Raw genomic sequence first — 22,543 nt, 5'->3', positions numbered from 1 at the left:
TCCCCCGATGAGCGGCGATCCGCGCGACGCGGCCCCGGGACTCTTCGAGGCGCCGACCGGCTCAGCCCTCGCACCGGTGCCCGAGGGCGACGGGCTCGGGGGAGTCCTGCGGGTGCGCGGCGGCATCACCCCGGCCGACGGCCTGCCCGTCGCCGCCGTCCTCGTCGAGACCCAGCTGCCGCACCTCGCCCGGCCCTTCGACTACGCGGTGCCCGCGAAGCTCGACGCGACCGCGCAGCCCGGCGTGCGGGTGCGGGTGCGCTTCGCCGGGCGGCTGACCTCGGGCTTCATCCTCGAACGGCGTGAGGTCACCGAGCACGTCGGCGAGCTCGCCGCGCTCGAACGCGTGACCTCCCCGCTGCCCGTCCTCACCCCGTCTCTGCTGACGCTGTGCCGGGCGATCGCGGACCGGTACGCCGGGACGCTGCCCGATGTGCTGCGGCTAGCGATCCCGCCGCGCCACGCCCGAGCGGAGAAGCGCGCGCTCGGCCGGCCCGGGCGCCTGCTCTCGGAGCCCGCGCTCGTCCAGGTGGCCGGGGAGGTCACCCCGCGCGCCGACGAGCCGCCGGCCTTCCACGACTACCTCGCCGCGCTCGAATCCTGGGCCGCGGAACCGGGTCCGGATGATCACGCGGGTGCGGATGGTGATGCGGGTGCGGATAGTGGCCCGGGTACTGATGGTGACGCGGATCCTGGTGCCGGGGATGAACGAGGTGCCGGTTCCGGGGTTGACCGAGATGACGGTGCGGGATCTGTGCGCGGGCCGCGCGCCGCCTGCGCCGTGCTGCCCGGCAACGATCCCGGCACCGGATGGATCCACCTCGGCCTGCGGGCCGCCGCTCCCGTCCTCGCCGCAGGGCGCAGCGTGCTCTGGCTCGTGCCCGACCACCGGGAGCTCGCCGCGCTCGAGGCGCGCCTCGGCGACCTCGCCCCGGTCACGGTCCGGCTCTCGGCGGACCAGGGTCAGGAGGAGCGCTGGGACGCGTGGGTGTCCGCACTCACCGGGCGCGCGCGCCTCGTCATCGGCACCCGGGCCGCGGCCTTCGCGCCGCTGCCGGACCCGGGACTCGTCATCTGCTTCGACGACGCCGACGGCTCCTACCTCGAGCATCGCGCGCCCTACCCGCACGCCCGTGAGGTGCTCCTCACCCGGGTGCAGCTCGAGGGGTCCGCGCTGCTGCTCCTCGACTACGGGCGGAGCGTGGAGACACAGCACCTCGTCGACTCCGGCTGGGTGGGGGACATCGTGGCCCCGCGCGAGCTCCGTCGGCAGGCGGCTCCGCTCGTGTTCGTGCCCGACCCCGACGGCGACCCGGGCTCCGCCGGCCGCCTCCCGCCTCGTGCCTTCGAGCTCGTCCGCGATGCGCTCGGCCGCTCGCGCCGGGCGCCGTCGGCGCCGGGTGCGGTGCTCGTCCAGGTGCCGCGTGCGGGCTATCTGCCGGTCATCGCGTGCGCCCGCTGTCGGACGGTGACCCGCTGTCCGCAGTGCGAGTCGAAGCTCACCGCCGCCTCGATCCTGGGCCCCTTCGCGTGCCGGCGATGCGGGTACCGGGCCGATTCGGTGACGTGCCGGGAGTGCTCCGCGACCGCCGTGCGCTCGGTGGTGAGCGGGCTCGACAAGGTGTACGAGGAGCTCGGAAGGGCGTTCCCGGGCGCACTCATCGTCCGGTCCGGCGGTGACCGGGTGCTCGGCGCGGTGGATCCGGAGCCGAGCATCGTCGTCGCGACGACCGGTGCGGAGCCCTATGTCGAAGGCGGGTACGCCTCGGCGCTGCTGCTCGACACGCTGTGGCCGGGGCCGGGGCTCCGTTCGACGGAGCAGGCGATCGCGCGTCGCCTGCGCGGTGCCTCGCTCGTGCGATCGCACTCCGCGGGTGGCCGGGTGCTGCTGCTCGACGAGGACGAGGCGGTGCAGCGTGTGGTGAGCCGGTTCGAGCCCATCCCGTGGGCGGCGGAGCAGTCCGCGGACCGGGCCGTGCTCGGGCTGCCGCCGGCGGCGCGGACGGTGACGATCAGCGGCGGGCGCGAGGCCGTGGGAGAGGTCATCGCGGTGCTGCGGGAGACCGCCGAGGTGCGCGAGCTCATCGCGGAGGACGAGCCGTACTCGGTCGTCGTGGGCTTCACGATCGCCGACGGCCGCGCAGTGACGACGCGCCTCGCCGCAGAGGTCGCATCGCGGTCGATGCGCGGAGCCGACATCGTCGCGGTCCGCGTCGACGACCCCGACGCGCTGTAGGCGCGGGGCAGGCGCGCTGGGTCCGAGGTGCGGCGGCTTGAGGCGCGGCGGCTCGAGTCGCCGGTTCGAGCTGCCAGTTCGAACTGCCACCTTGAGGCGCCCGCTCGAGTCGCCATCTTCGAGCGTCACCGTGAGGCGCTGTCTTGAGTCACCGGGTGGGGAGACTGACTGAATGCGCCTGCCGGTGCCTGTGCCGCTCGGCGGTCTCGGCCGGGTGACGAGTCGGGGAACCGTGAGGCCCGGGAACCATGCGCCGGACCGAGGTGTCCTCAGGTCGGGGGAGTTGTCCGGGGCTGTGTTTGGGCCGACCGGAGATATTGCCCGCAGTTGCTCGCGGTTTCGGGAAGCCGGGGAGTCGCGTACGTTCTCTGGATATCTCCAGTCATGGGGCTCGCGCGCTGGGTCGGGCTGTCGTGGTGCCGGGGGCGCCGTGAACCGGGCAGAGCTGTCCTCGTATCGGGGGAGTCGTCCGGGGCTGTGTCATGGAGCCGATCCGTGCGGTCGGATCCGGCAGGGTCCATCTGTGGCTGTCGGATTGCTCGCCTCGCAATCTGACCCTTCATTTCTAGCGGCGTCCCTGCGCAGAGTGGAATGGGTTTCCACAATCGATGATGCTGGCGAAAGAATATTCAGATTAATATCGAACACCCTGTGGATAACACGGCTTTTCGACGCTTTCAGCCCATTCTGTGTCCGTGGGTCCCGATAGCCTGGAACCACTCGCACAGCACACCCGACCAAACCCCAGTATCCACTGTTCCGTACCCGTTCCCCGATCGATTCCCGACACCCGTCCCCGAGGGAGGTGACCTCCGATGACCGCACCCACCGTCCACCCCGACAGCACCGACCCCGGCGACTCCGATCCCCGCGACCCTGCCGGTCACCCCTTCAGTGAGCGGCCTGCTCTCCTGCGGCTGCGGGACTCGGTGGCCGCCCATGATCGGGTGATGCTCGCCCGGATGCAGCTCATCGCCGAGACCATCGTCGAGGAATGCCTCGACCTCACCCCCGCCCCCGACTGCACCACCTGCGCGGGAACGGCCGGGCCCGTGGTTTCGTCTCCCGATTCTCCCGCCGCCGCGGACTCTGCAACCGGCATCGCAGAATCCGTGCCCTGTTCCGCGCCCACCGGCACTGCCAGCTCTGCCGCCGGCTGCCCGGGGTGCGGGCGGGACCGCTACGGCCTGCCTGCCGATGGGTCGCTCGCCCACTGGGTGCTCGAACGCGTCACCGGCGAACACCTCACCTGTCTCGCCGCGGTCCTCGACACCACCATCACACGCGCCTACACCGCCGCCCGCGAAGCACTCATCGCGACGTTCAGCCTGCGGGCCTGCCACGACCGCGCCACCACCGGAATCCTGCGCTACGAGCGCCTGCAGTACGCCGCCCGCCGCGCTCACCGACTCGGGCATGAGAAACTCGCAGCGCTCGATGCGGGGATCACCGCACTGCGTCCCGATCTGTCGTGGGAAGCCTATTGCCGGGCGGTCACCGAGCTCATCCGGATGCTCACCGATGACGAGGAACAGGAAGAACAGGTGCGGGAGAACCGGCGGGTCGATTTCTGGCGCAGCGATGCCCGGGAAGGACGTCTACTCCTCACCGGTCCCCTCGAGCCCCTGCACGCCCTGCACCGCCGCCTCGAGGCCACCGCCCGCGCGATCCGGGCCGCCCACGCCTCGACGTTCGGTGAGCAGCTGCCGGCCGGGGCGCAGATTGAGGACGATCGCACCATCCCGCAGCTGATGTTCGACCTCCTCACCGCCACCGCCCCGAGCACCGACATCGAGATCACCACCCCCAACACCACCACCACCGCCTCCGAGGAGGGCGGCGGCGGTGACGGCGGCAGTAGTCAGGACGCAGGCGCGTTCACTGCTGAGGGGAGTACCGCAGATCCGAATCCAGGACTCTTCCCCTCCACCGGTGATACCGATGCAGGTGAAGCAGGCCCGGACGGGCGCGTGCGGCAACATGTCACGGTGACGTGTCCGTCGAATCAGGACTGGCTGCGCAGACAGGCCACCGTCGTCATCACCGTTCCCTTCCTCACCCTCACCGGACACGCCACACTGCCCGGCACCTGGTCCGACGGCACCCCCATCCCCGCCGACCTCGCCCGCAGACTCGCCGCCGGGTCGGAGAAATTCACCCGCATCCTCACCGACCCCACCACCGGCGCCATCTGCCCCGAGATCGCACAGTCCTACACGCTGCCGGCCGGAATGCGCACCACGCTGAACCAGACCTGGGCCTGGTGCACCGCCCCGGGCTGCACGCGGCGAGCCGAGACCAGCGAAGCCGACCACATCACCCCCTTCGACCACGCCGCTCCTGCTCGTGGCGGGCGGACGGACTTCGACAACCTCCACCCCCTGTGCAAGCAGCACCACCAGATGAAGACCGAGCGGACCCTGCGCCTGCACCGCACCACCGACGGACTCATCTGCTGGCAATTCGCCCACGGCATCACCCACACCACCACACCGGCCGACAGGCCCGCCGATCGCGAGGCTGCGCGCCTCACCCGCCGCCTCCTCGGCCTGACCGACTCCGACGACCCCGACCCGCCACGGAGCACATCCCAAGAGAGGCCACCCGACGGCCCGAGCACCGGAACACCGGACGACCCCGATGACGACCCACCGGATCGTCCCGATGGCGGACCCCCGCGTGACCCTGATGACGGCCCGCCGGACCGCGAACCGGACGGCACCGCGTCGCGCAGCTCTCGTGCTTCTGTCGTCATCGATCCCTGGGAGTGCTGGGAGAAGGCGCCCCAGTCTGATATCGATGACACCGAGTCGGCCGACCCCCGGCCGGATTCCACCCGGCCGCAACCCGCCGCGTCCGTCGACAGCACAACTGCGAACAGCAGGAAGAGCGATCGCTTCGCGCACACCGGCGTTGCGACAGACTGCCAGCCCGACCGCAGGAACAGTGGCGCAGCGCACGCGGAGACCGGTTCCGGAGCGACTGTCCTGGGTGTGTCGGTCTCCGGAGGGTCAGTCACCGGACGATCGGCCAGTGCAGATCGGTCCGCTGGGGGATCGGTGATGAGAACGCCGGCGGTCGAGCGACTCGCAAACGATACCGACACCGGGAGTGCGACCGAGGCATCGACCGGTCCTCCCGCCGGTGGCAGCGACCCCTGGTGGCACGCCGACGACGACCCGCCGCCCTTCTGAGACCCGCCGATCTTATGAGAGCCACCGCCCATGTGAGGCCCGCAGCCCATCAGTGACCCGCAGCCCTTGTGAGAGCCACCGCCCCTCCAAAGACAGTGCTCTTCTGGGGACAGCGCCCTCGGATCACCGCCGCTCTTCCGGGATGGACCGGGCGACGACACTTTCCAGTGCCTGATCCCCTGGAACCGGAGCTCCGACGTGAGAGAATCGAGTGAGGGCTTGTCCCAGTGCGACTCCCGAGGCCCCGCAGACGATCGCCGCTGTGGATGCAAGCAGATCAGTCGACGAACGTGGCTCTGTCAACGCGCGTGCGCCGATTGGCTCACGTGGATCTATCGACGCATGTGGAGCGGTCGCGGCGCACGAAAGGGAGTCCTGTATGTCATCCGGCATCGATCTCGACTATCCGTTCTCCGGCCGCTGGCTCGTCCAGAACAGCCCGGCCGACAGGATTCCCAGCCATGGCACCCATCGGTTCGCCACATCGCATGCGATCGATTTCGTGCCGGTCGGGGAGGATTCGCGCACTGCTCCGATCACGTTCAGCGGGCTCGTCCGACCGGAGCCCCCGGAGCGCTTCCCGGGTTTCGGTCGGCCGATCCTCGCCCCTGCCGATGGTGCTGTGGTCGCGGTGCATGATGCGGAGCCCGACCATCGGGCTCACCGCGGCCTGCCGTCGATCGGCTATGCGCTGACCCAGCCACGTCGAGTCGCGGCGGGGTGGACGGCACTTGCGGGGAACCACGTGTTCATCGAACGCGGGGGCATCGTCGTCGCTCTCTGCCATCTGCAGCTGGGGAGTGCTGCTGTCCGGACGGGGCAGCACGTGCGCGCCGGCGAGCTCATCGGCCGGTGCGGGAACTCGGGCAACAGCACTGAACCCCATCTGCACATCCAGGCGATCGACGGCACGCACATCGAGGGCGCGAACGCGGTGCCGATGACCTTCCGGGGATCCCTGCCGCGGAACCGCGAGATCGTCGACGTCCCGCTGGCGCACGGAGTCGGATGACGCAGTCGTGACCGGGCGGACCCACCCCGGTGCACCTCGATCGCACTGCCGTACCGGCGCGCACGCCCCGCGCCGTAGACTGGATCCTCGTGAGACTGATCTTCGCCGGAACCCCCCACGTCGCCGTGCCCTCCCTCGAGGCGCTGCTCGCCTCCGAGCACGAGGTCGTCGCCGTGCTCACTCGGCCCGATGCGCCTGTCGGCCGCAAGCGCGTTCTCACCCCCAGCCCGGTCAAGGTCCGCGCGCAGGCCGCCGGGATCCCGGTCCTCGAGGCCGACCGGCTGCGCGGCGACATCCTCACCGAGATCGAATCCCTCGCCCCGGACGCCGTCGCCGTGGTCGCCTACGGCGCGATCGCCGGCCCACGCGCCCTCGCCGCGGCCGCCCACGGCTGGTTCAACCTCCACTTCTCCCTGCTCCCGGCCTGGCGGGGTGCGGCACCCGTGCAGCGCGCGATCATGGCCCGGCAGACCGGCTCCGGTGTCACCGTGTTCCGGATCGACACCGGCATGGACACCGGAGACGTCGTCGCCCAGGCCGCCTTCGAGCTCCCGGAGGCCGACGCCGGTGCTGTCCTCGACGACTACGCCGAGCGCGGTGCACCCGTGCTCGTCGCCGCGCTCGACGCCGTCGCCGCCGGCACCGCGGACTACCGGCCGCAGGCGGGGGAGTCCTCCCACGCGGACAAGATCACCCCGGACGAGGCGCGCCTCGACTTCCGCGCCTCCGCGCCCGAGGTGTCCGCCCGCGCCCGCGGAGTCACCCCGCAGCCCGGCGCCTGGGCTCTCATCGATGGGAAGCGGACCAAGCTCTTCGGCGTCCGGGTCCACCGCAGCGGCAGCTCCGATCACACCGCCCCCACGGACCCCCGGACTGCGCCTCCGACGGACCCCCAGACGGGCTCTCCGACGGACCCTCAGACCGAACCTCCGACAGATCCCCGGACGGATCCTCGGCCGGGGGCTCCGGCAGGCCCCTCGGCTGACCTCCCGCCCGGCCGGCTGACCCGGCGCGGGGACGCCGTCGTCATCGGCACCGGCGACGGCGCCGTGTCCGTCACCGGGATCCAGCCCTTCGGCAAGCCCCGCATGTCCGCGCTCGACTTCCATCGCGGCCACGGCGACATCGACTTCGACCTCGAGGAGACCCCGTGACATCGGACGAATCCAAGAACCACGACCGGCAGCACCACGACCGTCAGCCCCGCGACCGGCAGCGAGACGACCGGCAGCCCCGTGACAGGCAGGGCGATGATCGGCCGCGCCACGACCGCCGCACCTCCGGCCCTCGTGACTCAGGCCCCCACCACCACGACCGCCGGGGCTCAGGGCCCCGCGACCACGACCGTCGGGGGCCCCGTCAGCCGCGCCCGCCGCGCGCCGACCTCCCGCGGACCCTGGCCTGGGAGGTGCTGCGCGACGTCGAGCTCGAGGATGCCTACGCCAACCTCCTGCTGCCCGGCAAGCTCGCCCGCACCCGCCTCACCGGCCCCGACGCTGCCCTCGCCACCGAGCTGACCTACGGCACGCTGCGCGGCATCGGACTCTACGACGCGATCATCACCGTCGCCGCGGGCCGCCCCGCCGCCGACATCGACCCGCCCGTGCGCGCCGCGATGCGGATGGGCGCCCACCAGCTGCTGAATATGCGCGTCGCCGACCACGCCGCGGTGTCCGAGACCGTCGGCGTCGTCAAGGCCCACCACGACGCCCGGGCCGGCGGATTCGTCAACGCCGTCCTCCGGCGCATCTCCGAGCGCACCCGCGAGGAATGGCTCGACACCGTCACCGCGGACGTCGATCCCACCCGGGAGCTCGAGATCGAGACCTCCCACCCGGCCTGGATCATCCGCGCCCTGCGCCAGGCGCTCGTCGCCCACGGCCGCGACGCCGGTGAGCTGCGCGCGGTGCTCGATGCCGACAACGCCCCGGCCAAGGTCTGCCTGAGCGTCCTGCCCGGCCTCGCCGACCGCGCCGACGTCGCCGACCGGGTCGGCACCCCGACCCCGCTCTCGCCCCTCGGCGTCCACCTCGACCACGGCGCCCCGCTCGACGTGCCCGAGGTGCGCGAGGGCACCGCCCGGGTGCAGGACGAAGGCTCCCAGCTCGTCGCCCTCGCACTCACCCGGCCCGAGGCGCCCGCCGGGGCGTGGCTCGACCTGTGCGCCGGACCCGGCGGCAAGACCGCCGTGCTCGGCGCGGTCGCCGCGGGCACCGGTGATCGTGTCATCGCCGTCGACACCTCCGACCACCGGGCCGACCTCGTCGAGGACTCGACCCGGGCACTGTCCGAGGTCGTCGAGGTGTTCGCCGCCGACGGGCGCGAGTTCGGCACCGACCACGCCGAGCAGTTCACCCGCGTCCTCGTCGACGTGCCCTGCTCCGGCCTCGGTGCGCTGCGCCGCCGGCCCGAGGCCCGCTGGCGCCGCACCCCGAAGGACGTCAACACCCTCGGGCCCATCCAGCGCGAGCTCCTCGCCGCCGCGATCAGCGCCGCGATGCCCGGCGGTGTCATCGCCTACACCACCTGCTCGCCCCACCACGTCGAGACCCTGCTCGTCGTCGAAGAGCTCGCCGCCGCGGAGTCCTCCGCCGTCGAGATGCTCGACGCCGCCCAGGTGCTCGCCGAGGTCACCGGCCGCCCGGCCGAGGAGTTCGCCTCCGCACCGGTGGCCGGGGGCCGCTGCGCGCAGCTGTGGCCCGACGTCCACGGAACCGACGGCATGTTCCTCGCCCTGATGCGGAAGAAGTAGGATTCCCCCGTGACCATCCACATCAATCCGAGCATCCTGTCCTGCGACTTCGCCGACCTGCGCGGCGAGCTCGCCGCGATCGCGAACGCCGACATGGCCCACGTCGACGTCATGGACAACCACTTCGTGCCGAACCTCACCTTCGGCCCGCCGGTGGTCGAGCGGATCCGCGCCGTGTCCCCGATCCCGCTCGACGCGCACCTCATGATCACCGACGCCGACCGCCACGCACCCGTCTACGCGGAGCTCGGCTGCGCCTCGGTGACCTTCCACGCCGAGGCCGCCGCCGCCCCGGTCCGGCTGGCCCGGGAGATCCGGCGCCTCGGCGCGAAGGCGAGCCTCGCCCTCAAGCCGGCGACCCCGATCGAGCCCTACGTCGACCTCCTCGGCGAGTTCGACCAGATCCTCATCATGACCGTCGAGCCCGGGTTCGGCGGCCAGTCCTTCCTCGACGTGTGCCTGCCGAAGATCCGCCGCACCCGCGAGGCGATCAGCGCCTCCGGCCTCGACATCCTCCTCCAGGTCGACGGGGGAGTGTCCGCCGCGACCGTCGACCGCGTCGTCGACGCCGGCGCGAACGTGCTCGTCGCCGGCTCGGCCGTCTACGGCGCGGACAGCCCGGCCGCCGCCATCGACGAGCTCCGCACCCGCGCCGCCGCCCACGCGCACTGACCCGAGGGGGGATTCCATGGAGATCTTCACCTGGCTCAACACGCCGATCTTCGAGCTGCTGGGCAATCCCGTCCCGTGGTCGGACTTCCTCGGCAACATCTGTGCGCTCGCCACGGTGTTCCTCGCGCTGCGCCGGAACATCCTGTCCTGGCCGGTGCAGATCCTCGGCTCGATCCTCCTGTTCTCCGCGAGCGTCTCCGCCGGCCTCGGCGGCAACGCCTCCCGCCAGGTCGTCATCATCGTCGCCGCGATCTGGGGCTGGAGCCAGTGGAAGCGCTCGCGTGAGCAGACCGGTGAGATCCAGGTCCGCTGGGCGACGTGGAAGGAGCGGATCCTCCTCGTCCTCGCGCTGCTCGTCGGCACCGTCGCCTTCGGCGCGGTGCTCTCCGCCGGCGGCTGGTCGTGGAACCCCTACCCGGACGCCTACATCTTCGTCGGCTCGCTCGTCGCGATGTACGCCCAGGGCCGCGCGATCGTCGAGTTCTGGTTCGTCTGGCTCGCCGTCGACCTCGTCGGCATCCCGCTGGCGATCATGGGCGGGCTGGCCTTCTCCGGCATCGTCTACTTCATCTTCCTCATCATGGTGGTCGTCGGGATCATCGACTGGGCGAAGCGCTCCCGGCAGACGATCTCCTCGCCGATCGCACAGTCCCAGACGGTGACCGGCCGCCCCGATTGAGCGAGCGAGGTCACGTTCCCGAGGTGCGGACGGGCCCCGGCGCGCGCCCGCCCATGCACTAGGCTGGGACACCGTGAAGACCTTCGAAGAGCTGTTCGCCGAACTCACCGCCAAGGCCGCCGCCCGACCGGCCGGATCCGCCACCGTCGCCGAGCTCGACGCCGGGGTCCACGCGATCGGCAAGAAGGTCGTCGAGGAGGCCGCCGAGGTGTGGATGGCCGCCGAGTACCAGACCGACGAGGAGCTCGCCGAGGAGATCTCGCAGGCCCTCTACCACCTCCAGGTCATGATGATCGCCCGCGGCCTCACGCTCGACGACGTCTACCGCAAGCTCTGAATCCCGGATCCTCGAAAGGACATCATGCTCCGTGTCGCAGTGCCCAACAAGGGCGCGCTGTCGGAATCGGCCACGACGATGCTGCGGGAGGCCGGCTACTCCCTGCGGCTCAACTCCAAGCGCCTCGTCCATCGCGACATCGACAACGACATCGAGTTCTTCTACCTGCGGCCCCGTGACATCGCGACCTACATCGGCCGCGGCATCCTCGACATCGGGATCACCGGGCGCGACCTCCTGCTGGAGTCCGAGGCGGAGGCCGACGAGGTCATGCAGCTCGGCTTCGGCCGCTCCGCCTTCCACTACGCGGCGGAGGAGGGCACCTACTCCGACCCCGCCGAGCTCGCCGGGAAGACCATCGCCACGAGCTACCCCGTGCTCGTCGACCAGGACCTCGCCCGCCGCGGCATCGAGGCGACCACCGTCAAGCTCGACGGCGCCGTCGAGGTGTCGATCGAGCTCGGAGTCGCCGATGCGATCGCCGACGTCGTCGAGACCGGCACCACCCTGCGGATGGCCGGCCTCGAGACCTTCGGCGAGCCGATCCTCATGTCCGAGGGCGTGCTCATCGCCCGCGGCGAGGTCACCAAGCCGGGGGCGGACGTCTTCATCCGGCGCATGCAGTCCGTCATGGTCGCCCGCTCCTACGTGCTCATCGACTACGACATCCGCACCGAGCTGCTCGCCGATGCGATCGCGGTGACCCCGGGCTACGAGAGCCCCACGGTCTCCCAGCTCAACGACCCCGCATGGTCGGCCGTGCGTTCGATGGTCGAGAAGAAGGACTCCCACAAGATCATGGACCGGCTGTACTCGGCCGGGGCACGGGCGATCCTCGTTACCGCGATCGATGCCTGCCGGATGTGAGGTCTTCCGCCCCTACGTGCTGCGGCCCCTGACACTGGTGGCCGCGGTCGCGGTCCTCGCCGCCTTCATCGCCCTGTCCTACGGGCTGGGCACGATCGGCTGGGACGCATGGAAGCCGGTCGACCACATCTGGCTCATCGCCCTCGGCATCCTCTTCGCCGCGATCCTGTGGCGCCTCGGCTCGGTGCGCGCGATCGCGACCCCCGCATCGCTCACCGTCCGCAACATCGTGCGCACCCGGACCTTCACCTGGCCGGAGATCGTCGGCGTGAGCTACTCGACGACGAGCGGACAGCCGTGGCCGCTGCTCGACCTCGCCGACGGCACCACGTATGCGGTGATGGCGATCCAGACCGCCGACGGCGCCCGCGGATTCGCCGCCGCGGGCCGATTGCGTAGACTCGTGGACACGTACGGAACCCCCGACGGCCCCGACAACTGAGGCCGCGCGCGGACCCTCCCACCGGAAGGCAGCCATGTCCCGACCCACGCCCAATCCCCGCACCGCCGGCGCCCTGTCCGGGTACACGGTCGTCGACCTGTCCCGCGCGCTCGCCGGCCCCCACGCAGGGCAGCTGTTCGGCGACCTCGGCGCCCGCGTCATCAAGGTCGAGAACCCCGCCTCCGGCGACGACTCCCGCTCCTGGGGGCCGCCCTTCGTGGGGCCCGCCGACGACCCGCAGGCCACCTACTTCTTCTCCTGCAACCGCAACAAGGAGTCGATCGCGCTCGACCTCAAGAGCGAGGACGGGAAGGCCACCCTGCGCGCCCTCATCGCCCGCGCCGACGTCCTCGTCGAGAACTTCCGCGGCGGCGTGCTCGACCGGCTCGGCTTCTCGACCGCGACCTGCCTCGAGATCAACCCGCGCCTCGTCATCCTCTCGATCACGGGCTTCGGCCACGACGGGCCCGAGGCGCAGCGCGCCGGCTACGACCAGATCGCGCAGGGCGAGGCCGGCCTGATGTCGCTCACCGGCTCCGGACCCGACGACATGCAGAAGGTCGGCGTCCCGATCGCGGACCTGCTCGCCGGCATCTACGGCGCCTACGGCGTCCTCGCCGCCCTCCTCGAGCGCGAACGCACCGGCCGCGGCAAGGTCGTGCGCACCTCGCTCATCGCCGGCATGGTCGGCGTCCACGCCTTCCAGGGCACCCGCGCCACCGTCGCCGGCGAGGACCCGCGCCCCGGCGGCAACCACCACCCCTCGCTCTCGCCCTACGGCCTGTTCCACTGCGACGGGGGTGCTGTGCAGATCTCCGTCGGCAACGAGGGCCTGTGGCAGCGCTTCTGCGCCGCCTTCGACCTCGACCCCGCCGCCCCGGGGATGGCGACGAACTCCGAGCGGGTGACGAACCGGCCGGCCGTCACCGCCGCGATCGAGGACGTGTTCGCCGCCTACGAGTCCGCGGCGCTGCTCGAGAAGCTCGCCGCCGCCGGCATCCCCGCCGGGATCGTCCGCACCCTGCCCGAGGTCTACGACTGGGAGCAGGCGCTGTCCCAGGGCCTCAAGATCACCGTCGACCATCCCGTCGTCGGCCCGATGGACCTGCCCGGGCCCCCGGTCCGGTTCTTCGACGCCGACGCCGCCGGGGAGACGGAGACCACCGTCACCGAGCACCTCGCGCCGCCGCTGCTCGGCGAGCACGACGCCGTCATCCGCTCCTGGCTCGAGGGCTGAGGGCCATGGCACAGCGACTCGACGCCCGCGGGCTCATCGACCTCGTCGTCGACCCCGGGACCTACACGAGCTGGGACACCACCCCTGTCACCCCGGCCGCCGGGATCGACGCGGACTACGCCGCCGAGCTCGGCCGGGCGGCTCGGAAGTCCGGCGTCGACGAGGCGGTCATCACCGGTGAGGGACTCGTGCGCGGCCGCCGCGTCGCCGTCGTCGCCTGCGAGTTCCGGTTCCTCGCCGGCTCGATCGGCGTCGCCGCCGCCGAGCGGCTCGTGTCCGCGATCGAGCGGGCCACCGCCGAGGGGCTGCCGCTGCTCGCCGGGCCCGCCTCCGGCGGCACCCGGATGCAGGAGGGCACGGTCGCCTTCCTCTCCATGGTCAAGATCACCGCGGCCGTCATGGCCCACAAGCAGTCCGGCCTGCCCTTCCTCGTCTACCTCCGCCACCCCACCACCGGCGGCGTGTTCGCCTCCTGGGGCTCGCTCGGCCACTTCACCGTCGCCGAACCCGGCGCGCTCATCGGCTTCCTCGGCCCGCGCGTGTTCGAGCAGCTCTACGGCCGCGAGTTCCCCACCGGCGTGCAGACCGGGGAGAACCTCCACCGGCTCGGCATCATCGACGCCGTGATCGGTCCCGAGCGGATCGCCGACACCGTCGCGAAGGTGCTCGACGTCCTCATGGGCAGCCGCGAGGTGCCCGCCCCCGTGCCGGACCCCGAGACCGCGCCCGACCCCGCTCCGTCCGGCACCCGGGCCTGGGACATCATCGCGGCCTCCCGCAACCCCGAGCGCCCCGGCGTGCGCGAGCTGCTGCGCCACGGCGCCACCCACGTGCTGCCGCTCAACGGCACCGGCCAGGGGGAGAAGGACCCCGGCCTGCTGCTCGCGACCGCGAAGTTCGGCAGCGCGCCGTGCATCGTGCTCGGGCAGGACCGCTACCGGCAGCGCTCCCACGAGCCCATGGGCCCGGCCGCCCTGCGCGAGGCGCGCCGCGGCATGGCCCTCGCCCGCGAGCTCGGCGTGCCCCTCGTCACCGTCATCGACACCCCCGGTGCGGCGCTGTCGAAGCAGGCGGAGGAGGGCGGCCTGGCCGGCGAGATCGCCCGCTCGCTCGCCGATCTCATCACCCTCGAGGCGCCCACCGTGTCGCTGATCATGGGCGAGGGCAGCGGCGGAGGAGCGCTCGCGCTCGTCCCGGCCGACCGCGTGCTCACCGCGCAGAACGGCTGGCTGTCCCCGCTCCCGCCCGAGGGTGCCTCGGCGATCGTCCACCGCGACACCGAGCACGCCCCGGAGATGGCCCAGGCGCAGGGCGTGCAGGCCGAACGGCTGCTCGCCGACGGCGTCGCGGACAGGATCATCGTGGAGGAGCCCGACGCCGCGGCGGAGCCGGAGGCGTTCGTCGCCCGCGTGTCGGCTACCCTCGAACACGAGATCATCGCGCTCATGCGCCAGCCGGCGGACCGCCGCTGGCACCGCCGCATCGAGCGCTACCGCAACCTCGGACTGTGAGGAGCTCCATGGCAGTGTCGGTACGGGTCATCCCCTGCCTCGATGTGGACGCCGGACGCGTGGTCAAGGGGGTGAACTTCACCGGGCTGCGCGACGCCGGGGACCCGGTCGAGCTCGCCCACCGCTACGACGCCGAGGGCGCCGACGAGCTCACCTTCCTCGACGTCACCGCCTCGAGCGGCGACCGGGAGACGACCCTCGACGTCGTCGGCCGCTGCGCCGAACAGGTGTTCATCCCGCTCACCGTCGGCGGGGGAGTCCGCTCGACCGCCGACGTCGACCGCCTGCTGCGGGCCGGGGCCGACAAGGTCGGGGTCAACACCGCAGCCGTCGCCCGGCCCGAGCTCCTCGCCGAGATCGCCGACCGGTTCGGCAATCAGGTGCTCGTGCTGTCCCTCGACGCCCGCCGGGTCCCGCCCGGGGCGGATCCCACCCCCTCGGGCTTCGAGGTCACCACCCACGGCGGACGCCGGGGCACCGGGATCGACGCGATCGAGTGGACGCGGCGCGCCGCGGAGCTCGGCGCCGGGGAGATCCTCCTCAACAGCATGGACGCCGACGGCACGAAGGCCGGCTTCGACCTCGAGCTCATCTCCGCCGCCCGCGCCGTCGTCGACGTGCCGCTCATCGCCTCCGGCGGGGCCGGTGCCGTCGAGCACTTCGCGCCGGCCGTGCGCGCCGGGGCCGACGCGGTGCTCGCCGCGAGCGTGTTCCACTTCGGGCAGTTCACCGTCGGTGAGGTCAAGGACGCTCTGCGCGCCGAGGGGATCGAGGTCCGATGACACCGCCGACCATCGAGGACGCGCTGCCCGGCGTCGTCTTCAGCCCCGACGGCCTGGTGCCCGTCGTCGTGCAGGAGCACACCACCCGGGAGGTCCTCATGCTCGCCTGGATGGATGCCGAGGCGCTGCGCCGCACCGCGACCACCGGGCGGGCCACCTACTGGTCGCGCTCGCGGGGCGAGTACTGGGTCAAGGGGGAGACCTCCGGGCACGTCCAGCACGTGCGCGGGCTCGCCCTCGACTGCGACGCCGACACCGTGCTCCTCACCGTCGACCAGACCGGCCCTGCCTGCCACACGAACACCGCCACCTGCTTCACCGGGAGGGAGATCGATGTCCGTCACCCCGACGCGTGAGGAGTTCCGGGCCCTCGGCGCCGACCACCGCCTCGTGCCCCTGTACACGACCGTGCTCGCCGACTCCGAGACCCCGCTGAGCATCTACCGCCGGCTCGCCGGCGGTCGGCCCGGCGGGTTCCTCCTCGAATCGGCGACGAGCGGAGTGTGGAGCCGCTACTCCTTCATCGGCCGCCACCCGATCGCCACCCTCACCGAGGTCGACGGCGAGGTCGCCTGGCTCGGCACCCCGCCGGCCGGCGCCCCGACGAGCGGCGACCCGCTCACCGCCCTGCGCGCCACCCTCGAGCTGCTCCACATCGACGTCCCGCACCCCGACCTGCCGCCGATGATCTCGTCCCTCGTCGGCTACCTCGGCTGGGACGTCGTGCGCCGCTTCGAGCGGCTCGGCCACGGCCCGCTGCCGGAGGACGCGGTGCCCGAGCTCAGCCTGTCGATCCCCGGCGACGTCGCGATCTTCGACCACTCGACCTCCCGGGTCACCCTCGTGGCGAACGTCGTCAACGTCGACGGCCGCGACTCCGGCATCGATGCCGCCTACGACACCGGGCGCGCCCGGCTCGCGGCGATGATCGACGACCTGCTCGCCCCGGCCCCCTCGACCGTCGCCGTCCACACTCCGCTCGAGCCCGAGGTCAAGCCGCGCACCCCGCGCGAGGAGTACCTCGAGTCCGTGCTCACCGCCAAGCAGGAGATCGTCGACGGGGAGATCTTCCAGGTCGTGCTCGGGCAGCGCTTCGACTCGCCCTGCGATGCCGACCCGCTCGACGTCTACCGGATGCTGCGGACCACGAACCCGAGCCCCTACATGTACCTCCTCGACGTCCCGACCCCCGACGGGCGGCCGCTGAGCATCGTCGGGTCCTCGCCCGAGGCGCTCGTCACCGTCAAGGCCGGACACGTCGTCACCCATCCGATCGCCGGCTCCCGGCCGCGCGGGGCGACGCCGGAGGAGGACCACGAGCTCGCCCGCGACCTGCTCGCGGACGAGAAGGAGCGCGCCGAGCACCTCATGCTCGTCGACCTCGCCCGCAACGACCTCTCGAAGGTCTGCGAACCCGGCAGCGTCGACGTCGTCGAGTTCATGGAGATCGAGCGCTACAGCCACATCATGCACATCGTGTCGACCGTCACCGGCAGCCTCGATCGGCGGTGCAGCGGGGTCGATGTGCTCGCCGCGACCTTCCCCGCCGGCACCCTGTCCGGAGCGCCCAAGCCGCGCGCGCTCGAGATCATCGATCGGCTCGAGCCGACCGCGCGCGGCGTCTACGGCGGGGTCGTCGGCTACCTGTCCTTCACGGGCGACCTCGACGTCGCGATCGCGATCCGCACCGGCATCATGCGCCCCGGGGTGATCAGTGTGTCCGCCGGCGCCGGGATCGTCGCCGACTCCGTGCCCGACACCGAGTACATCGAGACGCAGAACAAGGCCGCCGCGGTGCTCCGCGCCGCCGCCGCGGCCCACACCCTGCGCACCCCCGGGACGGAACCGGAGCGGACCGCGGGGGCACCCCGGTGACGAAGGCGCGCGGCATCCTCGCCCTCCTCGTGTCCGCGGCCGCCCTGTGGATCGTCGCCGGTCGCACGTGGATCACCGCCGCCGCGGACCCCACCACCCCGGTACCCGGTGTCGCCCAGGCGACCGCCGAGGCGCCCGGGAACTCCCCGCTGCTCGTCTCCTGCGCCGCGATCATCGCCGTCATCGCGCTCCTCTTCGGCCTCCTCGAACGGGTCGGGCGCTGGGTGGTCGGCGGCGTCGCGGTGCTCGCCGCGCTCGGCTACTCCGGTGTCGCGCTCGCCACGATGCTCGCCGACCGGCCCCACACGGCGTGGCCCGGCGTCGGCCTCGTGCTCGGTCTCGCGGTCGCCGCCGTCGCGGCGTGGGTGACGCGCGCGAGCGGCCGCTGGCAGGCCTCGGCCCGCTACGAGCGCAGCAGCGCGGCCGACGACGGGGAGCCCGGCGCGGATCCCACCCGCACCTGGGACGCGCTGTCCCGCGGGGAGGACGTATGAGCGGATCCCGCATCGCGGGTCGGGGCGCGACCCGGCCCGCCCTCGTGAGACAATGACGGCACGCAGCCCCAGAGAAGGAGAACCATGACAGAGATCATCGCGCGCGACGGCACCGGAGACCTCGACCGGTCGTCCATCGACTACACCGCGGTCCAGGATCCCGGACACGGCAACACCGTCGCCGGCTGGACCGGCGTCTTCATCATCTTCGCCGGCGCGATCATCGCCACCTTCGGCAGCGTCGCCGGCAACTGGACCGTCTTCTGGGCCGGCATCATCGTCTGTGCCATCGGCCCCATCGTCGGCCTCGTGCTGCGTGCCGCGGGCAAGGGCGGGAAGCAGAAGTCGGGCCACCACCGGTGACCGTGCTCGACGCCATCGTGGCCGGGGTCCGCGAGGACCTCGGGCCGCGTGAGTCCGCAGTCCCTCTGGCCGAGATCCGCGCCCGGGCGGCGGCCGCCGCCCCGGTGCGGCCGCTGCTCCCGCGGGCGCCCGGCGATTTCGGCATCATCGCCGAGGTCAAGCGGTCCTCGCCCTCGAAGGGCGCCCTGTCCGACATCGCGGACCCGGCCGCCCTCGCCTCCGCGTACGCCGCCGGGGGCGCGGCCGCGATCAGCGTGCTCACCGAGGAGCGCCGCTTCGGCGGCAGCCTCGCCGACCTCGATGCCGTGCGCGCCGCGGTCGACGTGCCGCTCCTGCGCAAGGACTTCGTCGTCACCGAGTACCAGGTCCACGAGGCCCGCGCCCACGGCGCCGACATCGTCCTCCTCATCGTCGCCGCGCTGAGCGAGTCCCAGCTCGCCGAGCTCCACGGTCTCGCCACCGAGCTCGGTATGGCCGTGCTCGTCGAGGCGCACACCCCGGACGAGGTCGCCGCGGCGGCAGCCCTCGAGGCGCCGCTCATCGGCATCAACACGCGCAACCTCAAGGACCTCACCGTCGACCTCGCGCGGTTCGCCCCGCTCGCCGCCGACTGCCCGCCCGCGGCGGTGCTCGTCGGCGAATCCGGCGTCACCGACGCCGGGGACGTCACCGCCTTCGCCGACGCCGGGGCCGACCTCGCGCTCGTCGGCGAGGCGCTCGTCACCGGCGGCCGCCCGCAGGAGGCCGTCGCGGAGTTCACCGCCGCGGGCCGCGCCGCAGTCGCCGCCCACCGCTGAGCCCCACCCGCCGCCTCCGGCACGCCCGCGCGCCGCTCCACTCGCCGCATCCGATCCCGAAGGACCTCATGGACCACGAGCTGTTCTCATCACCGGCCTCCGAACTGCCCCAGGGCCCGTACTTCGGGACGTTCGGCGGCCGCTTCATCCCGGAAGCGCTCATCAGCGCCCTCGACGAGATCACCGACGCCTTCGCCAAGGCGACCGTCGACCCCGGGTTCGTCGCCGAGCTCCACCGCCTCCACCGCGTCTACACCGGCCGCCCGAGCCTGCTCACCGAGGCCCCGCGCTTCGCCGAGCACGCCGGTGGTGCCCGGATCCTCCTCAAGCGCGAGGACCTCAACCACACCGGCAGCCACAAGATCAACAACGTCCTCGGGCAGGCGCTGCTCGCACAGCGGATGGGCAAGACCCGTCTCATCGCGGAGACCGGGGCCGGCCAGCACGGCGTCGCGACCGCCACCGCTGCCGCCCTCATGGGACTCGAGTGCCGGATCTACATGGGCGCCCAGGACACCGAGCGGCAGGCCCTCAACGTCGCCCGGATGCGGCTCCTCGGTGCCGAGGTCATCGCCGTCGAGGCCGGATCCCGCACCCTCAAGGACGCGATCAACGCGACCTTCCGCGACTGGGTCGCGAGCGTCGACACCACCCACTACGTGTTCGGCACCGTCGCCGGCCCGCACCCCTTCCCCATGCTCGTGCGCGAGTTCCAGCGGATCATCGGGCTCGAGGCGCGCGCCCAGATCGAGGAGCTCGTCGGCCGCCTGCCCGACGCCGTCACCGCCTGTGTGGGCGGCGGGTCCAACGCGATGGGCATGTTTCACGCCTTCATCCCCGACTCCGGGGTCCGGCTCGTCGGGTGCGAGCCCGGCGGCGACGGGGGAGAGCTCCACGCCGCGTCCCTCACCCGGGGCACCGAGGGCGTGCTCCACGGCGCCCGCTCGATGATGCTCCAGGACGACGACGGACAGACGATCGAGAGCCATTCGATCTCCGCCGGCCTCGACTACCCCGGGGTCGGTCCCGAGCACGCTTGGCTCCACGACTCCGGCCGGGGCGAGTACCGGGCGATCACCGACGCCGAGGCGATGGAGGCCTTCCGGCTGCTCGCCCGCACCGAGGGCATCATCCCCGCGATCGAGAGCGCCCATGCTCTGGCCGGGGCGCTCCAGCTCGGCCGCGATCTCGGGCCCGATGCCGTCATCGCCGTGTGCCTGTCCGGCCGCGGCGACAAGGACGTCGACACGGCGGGGAAGTACTTCGGCTACTTCGACGCGAACAACGAGGAGGACTGATGAGCACCGCACCCGTGCTCCGCGCCTGCGCGGCGGAGAACCGCGCCGCCTTCATCGGCTACCTGCCGGTCGGCTATCCCGACGTGCCCGGCTCGCTCGACGCGATGCGCGCCCTCGTCGCCGGCGGCGTCGACATCGTCGAGGTCGGCATGCCCTACAGCGACCCCGGGATGGACGGCCCGGTCATCGAGGCCGCGGGCGTCACCGCGCTCGCCGGCGGGGTGCGCACCCGCGACGTCCTCACCGCGATCGAGGCCGTCCGCGAGGCCGGCGCAGCGGCGGTGACGATGACGTACTGGAACATCGTCGAGCGCTACGGGGTCGAGGCGTTCGCCCGCGACCTCGCCGCGGCCGGCGGCAGCGGCATCGTCACCCCCGACCTCGTCCCGGACGAGGCGGGGGAGTGGATCGCGGCCTCCGACGCCCACGGGCTCGATCGGATCTTCCTCGTCGCGCCGTCCTCGAGGCCCGAGCGGCTCGCCTACGTCGCCGGCAGCTCGCGCGGCTTCGTCTACGCCGCCTCGACGATGGGCGTCACCGGCACCCGCGCCGAGGTCGGCTCCGCGGCCGCCCAGCTCGTCGCCGACACCCGCTCGGCCGGCGCCGAGCACGTGTGCGTGGGACTCGGCGTGTCGACGCGCGAGCAGGCCGCCGAGGTCGCGGCCTACGCCGACGGGGTCATCGTCGGCTCCGCGCTCGTCAAGGCGCTCGACTCCGGCGGGACCGCCGCACTCGAGCGGCAGGCCGCGGAGTTCGCCGCCGGGGTGCGCGACCGTGGCTGAGCCGAGCACCGCCGGAACGGCCGTCGACGTGCTCGCAGCGATCCCCTCGCCCTCGTGGAGCGGGTTCTCGCTGGGACCGCTGACCATCCACGCCTACGCGCTGTGCATCCTGCTCGGCATCGTGCTCGCGCTGTGGGTGACGAACCGTCGCTGGCAGGCGCGCGGGGGGTCCGAGGACGACCTGTGGAACATCGCCATGTGGGCGATTCCCGCCGGCATCATCGGCGGCCGGCTCTACCACGTGTTCTCCACCCCCGACCCGTACTTCGGGCCGAACGGGAATCCGGTCGCCGCGCTCTACATCTGGAACGGCGGGCTCGGCATCTGGGGCGCGGTCGCGCTCGGCGTCCTCACCGTCTTCTTCGTCTGCCGGCACTACGGCATCCGCTTCACCGCGTTCCTCGACGCCGCGGCTCCCGGGCTCATCCTCGCCCAGGCCGTCGGCCGCTGGGGCAACTGGTTCAACCAGGAGCTGTTCGGCGCCCCGACCACCCTGCCGTGGGGGCTGGCGATCGACCGCGAGATCGACGGCGCGCCCAACCCCAACTGGCCCGACGCCGCGCTGCCGGCCGACACCCTGTTCCACCCGACCTTCCTCTACGAGTCCCTGTGGAACCTCGTCGGGTTCGTCCTCCTGATCTGGGCCGGGCGCCGGTTCGCGCTCGGCCACGGCCAGGTGTTCTTCCTCTACATCTGCTACTACACCGCCGGCCGCGTATGGATCGAGGCACTGCGCATCGACACCGCCGAGCTCATCCTCGGCGTCCGCCTCAACGTCTGGGTGTCGATCCTCGTCTTCGCCCTCGGCGCGGCGCTGTTCGTGCTCTCCCGGATCCGCCACCGGGCACCCGAGGACGGGGTCTACACCGGCCGGCGGGCGCAGCCCGGATCGGACGACGACACCGACGGCCGCGACCACGACGACCATGGCTCGGCCGGCCATGCCGGCCCCACGGCCGCCGGCACCGCCCCCGGGAACGCCGCTCCCGGGAGGGCATCCGGCCCTGCTCCGCGTGATCCCGAGGACCCCGAGGATCCGCGCGGCTCGACGATGTCGAAGCGGAGCTTCGGCTTCTTCGGTGCGGTGACCTCGGCGATCTCGATCGTCCCGCAGGTGGGGTCGCGCACACGATCCGAACGCCCGCCGCGCGCCGACTGACAGTTCGTGTACACTGCAAACCCGCGATCGGTGACCCGCGTCACCCCTCGCAGG

General features: G+C 72.4%; 21 protein-coding genes. All 21 read left to right on the top strand.

Translation table 11 applies throughout. The annotated features are described in order from the left end of the window. The first annotated feature begins 7 nt into the window (after positions 1-7). The 21 genes from FDF13_RS11765 (at position 8) to lgt (ending at position 22,489) form a co-directional block, all read left to right on the top strand. Entirely contained in the window at positions 8-2,236 is a 2,229-nt protein-coding gene (locus FDF13_RS11765; protein ID WP_137319807.1) for a primosomal protein N', read from the top strand. A gap of 815 nt (positions 2,237-3,051) precedes the next feature. After that, the gene (locus FDF13_RS11760; protein ID WP_137319806.1) at positions 3,052-5,430 is read left to right on the top strand and encodes an HNH endonuclease signature motif containing protein; all 2,379 of its coding nucleotides are present in this window, start codon (positions 3,052-3,054) and stop codon (positions 5,428-5,430) included. 262 nt (positions 5,431-5,692) lie between these two features. Further along, on the top strand, positions 5,693-6,442 hold the full coding sequence (locus FDF13_RS11755; protein WP_360316476.1) for a M23 family metallopeptidase: 750 nt from the start codon (positions 5,693-5,695) through the stop codon (positions 6,440-6,442). 89 nt (positions 6,443-6,531) lie between these two features. Beyond that, positions 6,532-7,596, top strand: a complete 1,065-nt coding sequence (locus FDF13_RS11750; RefSeq protein WP_137319805.1) for a methionyl-tRNA formyltransferase — start codon at positions 6,532-6,534, stop codon at positions 7,594-7,596. Continuing rightward, positions 7,593-9,194: an RsmB/NOP family class I SAM-dependent RNA methyltransferase gene (locus FDF13_RS11745; protein WP_137319804.1), complete on the top strand. Its 1,602-nt coding sequence runs from the start codon at positions 7,593-7,595 to the stop codon at positions 9,192-9,194. The genes FDF13_RS11750 and FDF13_RS11745 overlap by 4 nt, the downstream gene beginning before the upstream one ends. A 9-nt stretch (positions 9,195-9,203) precedes the next feature. Then, positions 9,204-9,866: a ribulose-phosphate 3-epimerase gene (rpe, locus tag FDF13_RS11740; RefSeq protein ID WP_137319803.1), complete on the top strand. Its 663-nt coding sequence runs from the start codon at positions 9,204-9,206 to the stop codon at positions 9,864-9,866. 16 nt (positions 9,867-9,882) lie between these two features. Then, the gene (locus FDF13_RS11735) at positions 9,883-10,545 is read left to right on the top strand and encodes a nicotinamide mononucleotide transporter family protein (protein WP_137319802.1); all 663 of its coding nucleotides are present in this window, start codon (positions 9,883-9,885) and stop codon (positions 10,543-10,545) included. Positions 10,546-10,618: 73 nt separating this feature from the next. Continuing rightward, a complete protein-coding gene (locus FDF13_RS11730; protein WP_137319801.1) occupies positions 10,619-10,882 on the top strand; it encodes a phosphoribosyl-ATP diphosphatase in 264 nt (87 codons plus the stop codon). Positions 10,883-10,906: 24 nt separating this feature from the next. After that, positions 10,907-11,749: an ATP phosphoribosyltransferase gene (gene hisG / locus FDF13_RS11725; RefSeq protein WP_137319800.1), complete on the top strand. Its 843-nt coding sequence runs from the start codon at positions 10,907-10,909 to the stop codon at positions 11,747-11,749. Further along, complete coding sequence (locus tag FDF13_RS11720) at positions 11,733-12,191, top strand: PH domain-containing protein (protein ID WP_137319799.1); 459 nt, start codon at positions 11,733-11,735, stop codon at positions 12,189-12,191. Before hisG ends, FDF13_RS11720 begins: the two co-directional genes overlap by 17 nt. A 34-nt stretch (positions 12,192-12,225) precedes the next feature. Further along, a complete protein-coding gene (locus FDF13_RS11715) occupies positions 12,226-13,428 on the top strand; it encodes a CaiB/BaiF CoA-transferase family protein (RefSeq protein ID WP_137319798.1) in 1,203 nt (400 codons plus the stop codon). A 5-nt stretch (positions 13,429-13,433) separates the two neighbouring features. Next, positions 13,434-14,939, top strand: coding sequence for a carboxyl transferase domain-containing protein (locus tag FDF13_RS11710; RefSeq protein WP_137319797.1), 1,506 nt, complete (start codon positions 13,434-13,436; stop codon positions 14,937-14,939). 8 nt (positions 14,940-14,947) lie between these two features. After that, positions 14,948-15,721, top strand: coding sequence for an imidazole glycerol phosphate synthase subunit HisF (gene hisF, locus FDF13_RS11705; RefSeq protein WP_137319796.1), 774 nt, complete (start codon positions 14,948-14,950; stop codon positions 15,719-15,721). Beyond that, on the top strand, positions 15,718-16,077 hold the full coding sequence (hisI, locus tag FDF13_RS11700) for a phosphoribosyl-AMP cyclohydrolase (protein ID WP_137319795.1): 360 nt from the start codon (positions 15,718-15,720) through the stop codon (positions 16,075-16,077). Before hisF ends, hisI begins: the two co-directional genes overlap by 4 nt. Further along, the gene (locus tag FDF13_RS11695; RefSeq protein WP_137319794.1) at positions 16,055-17,596 is read left to right on the top strand and encodes an anthranilate synthase component I; all 1,542 of its coding nucleotides are present in this window, start codon (positions 16,055-16,057) and stop codon (positions 17,594-17,596) included. Before hisI ends, FDF13_RS11695 begins: the two co-directional genes overlap by 23 nt. Next, the gene (locus tag FDF13_RS11690) at positions 17,593-18,090 is read left to right on the top strand and encodes a Trp biosynthesis-associated membrane protein (RefSeq protein ID WP_137319793.1); all 498 of its coding nucleotides are present in this window, start codon (positions 17,593-17,595) and stop codon (positions 18,088-18,090) included. The genes FDF13_RS11695 and FDF13_RS11690 overlap by 4 nt, the downstream gene beginning before the upstream one ends. Before the next feature lie 84 nt (positions 18,091-18,174). Further along, the gene (locus FDF13_RS11685; protein ID WP_137319792.1) at positions 18,175-18,453 is read left to right on the top strand and encodes an HGxxPAAW family protein; all 279 of its coding nucleotides are present in this window, start codon (positions 18,175-18,177) and stop codon (positions 18,451-18,453) included. Then, positions 18,450-19,250 carry an indole-3-glycerol phosphate synthase TrpC gene (gene trpC / locus FDF13_RS11680; RefSeq protein WP_137319791.1) on the top strand — a complete coding sequence of 267 codons (801 nt, stop codon included), beginning with the start codon at positions 18,450-18,452 and terminating at the stop codon, positions 19,248-19,250. The genes FDF13_RS11685 and trpC overlap by 4 nt, the downstream gene beginning before the upstream one ends. A gap of 68 nt (positions 19,251-19,318) precedes the next feature. Then, on the top strand, positions 19,319-20,548 hold the full coding sequence (gene trpB / locus FDF13_RS11675; RefSeq protein ID WP_137319790.1) for a tryptophan synthase subunit beta: 1,230 nt from the start codon (positions 19,319-19,321) through the stop codon (positions 20,546-20,548). Then, on the top strand, positions 20,548-21,330 hold the full coding sequence (gene trpA, locus FDF13_RS11670; RefSeq protein ID WP_137319789.1) for a tryptophan synthase subunit alpha: 783 nt from the start codon (positions 20,548-20,550) through the stop codon (positions 21,328-21,330). The genes trpB and trpA overlap by 1 nt, the downstream gene beginning before the upstream one ends. Next, the gene (lgt, locus tag FDF13_RS11665; protein WP_137319788.1) at positions 21,323-22,489 is read left to right on the top strand and encodes a prolipoprotein diacylglyceryl transferase; all 1,167 of its coding nucleotides are present in this window, start codon (positions 21,323-21,325) and stop codon (positions 22,487-22,489) included. The genes trpA and lgt overlap by 8 nt, the downstream gene beginning before the upstream one ends. The last annotated feature ends 54 nt before the right edge of the window (positions 22,490-22,543 follow it).

Origin of the sequence: Brevibacterium sp. CS2, from assembly GCF_005280295.1 — a bacterium.
In the GTDB taxonomy this organism is placed as follows: Bacteria; Actinomycetota; Actinomycetes; order Actinomycetales; family Brevibacteriaceae; genus Brevibacterium; species Brevibacterium pityocampae.
Note: the sequence above shows the minus strand (reverse complement) of the source record. Positions and strands in the feature narration are given on the sequence as shown.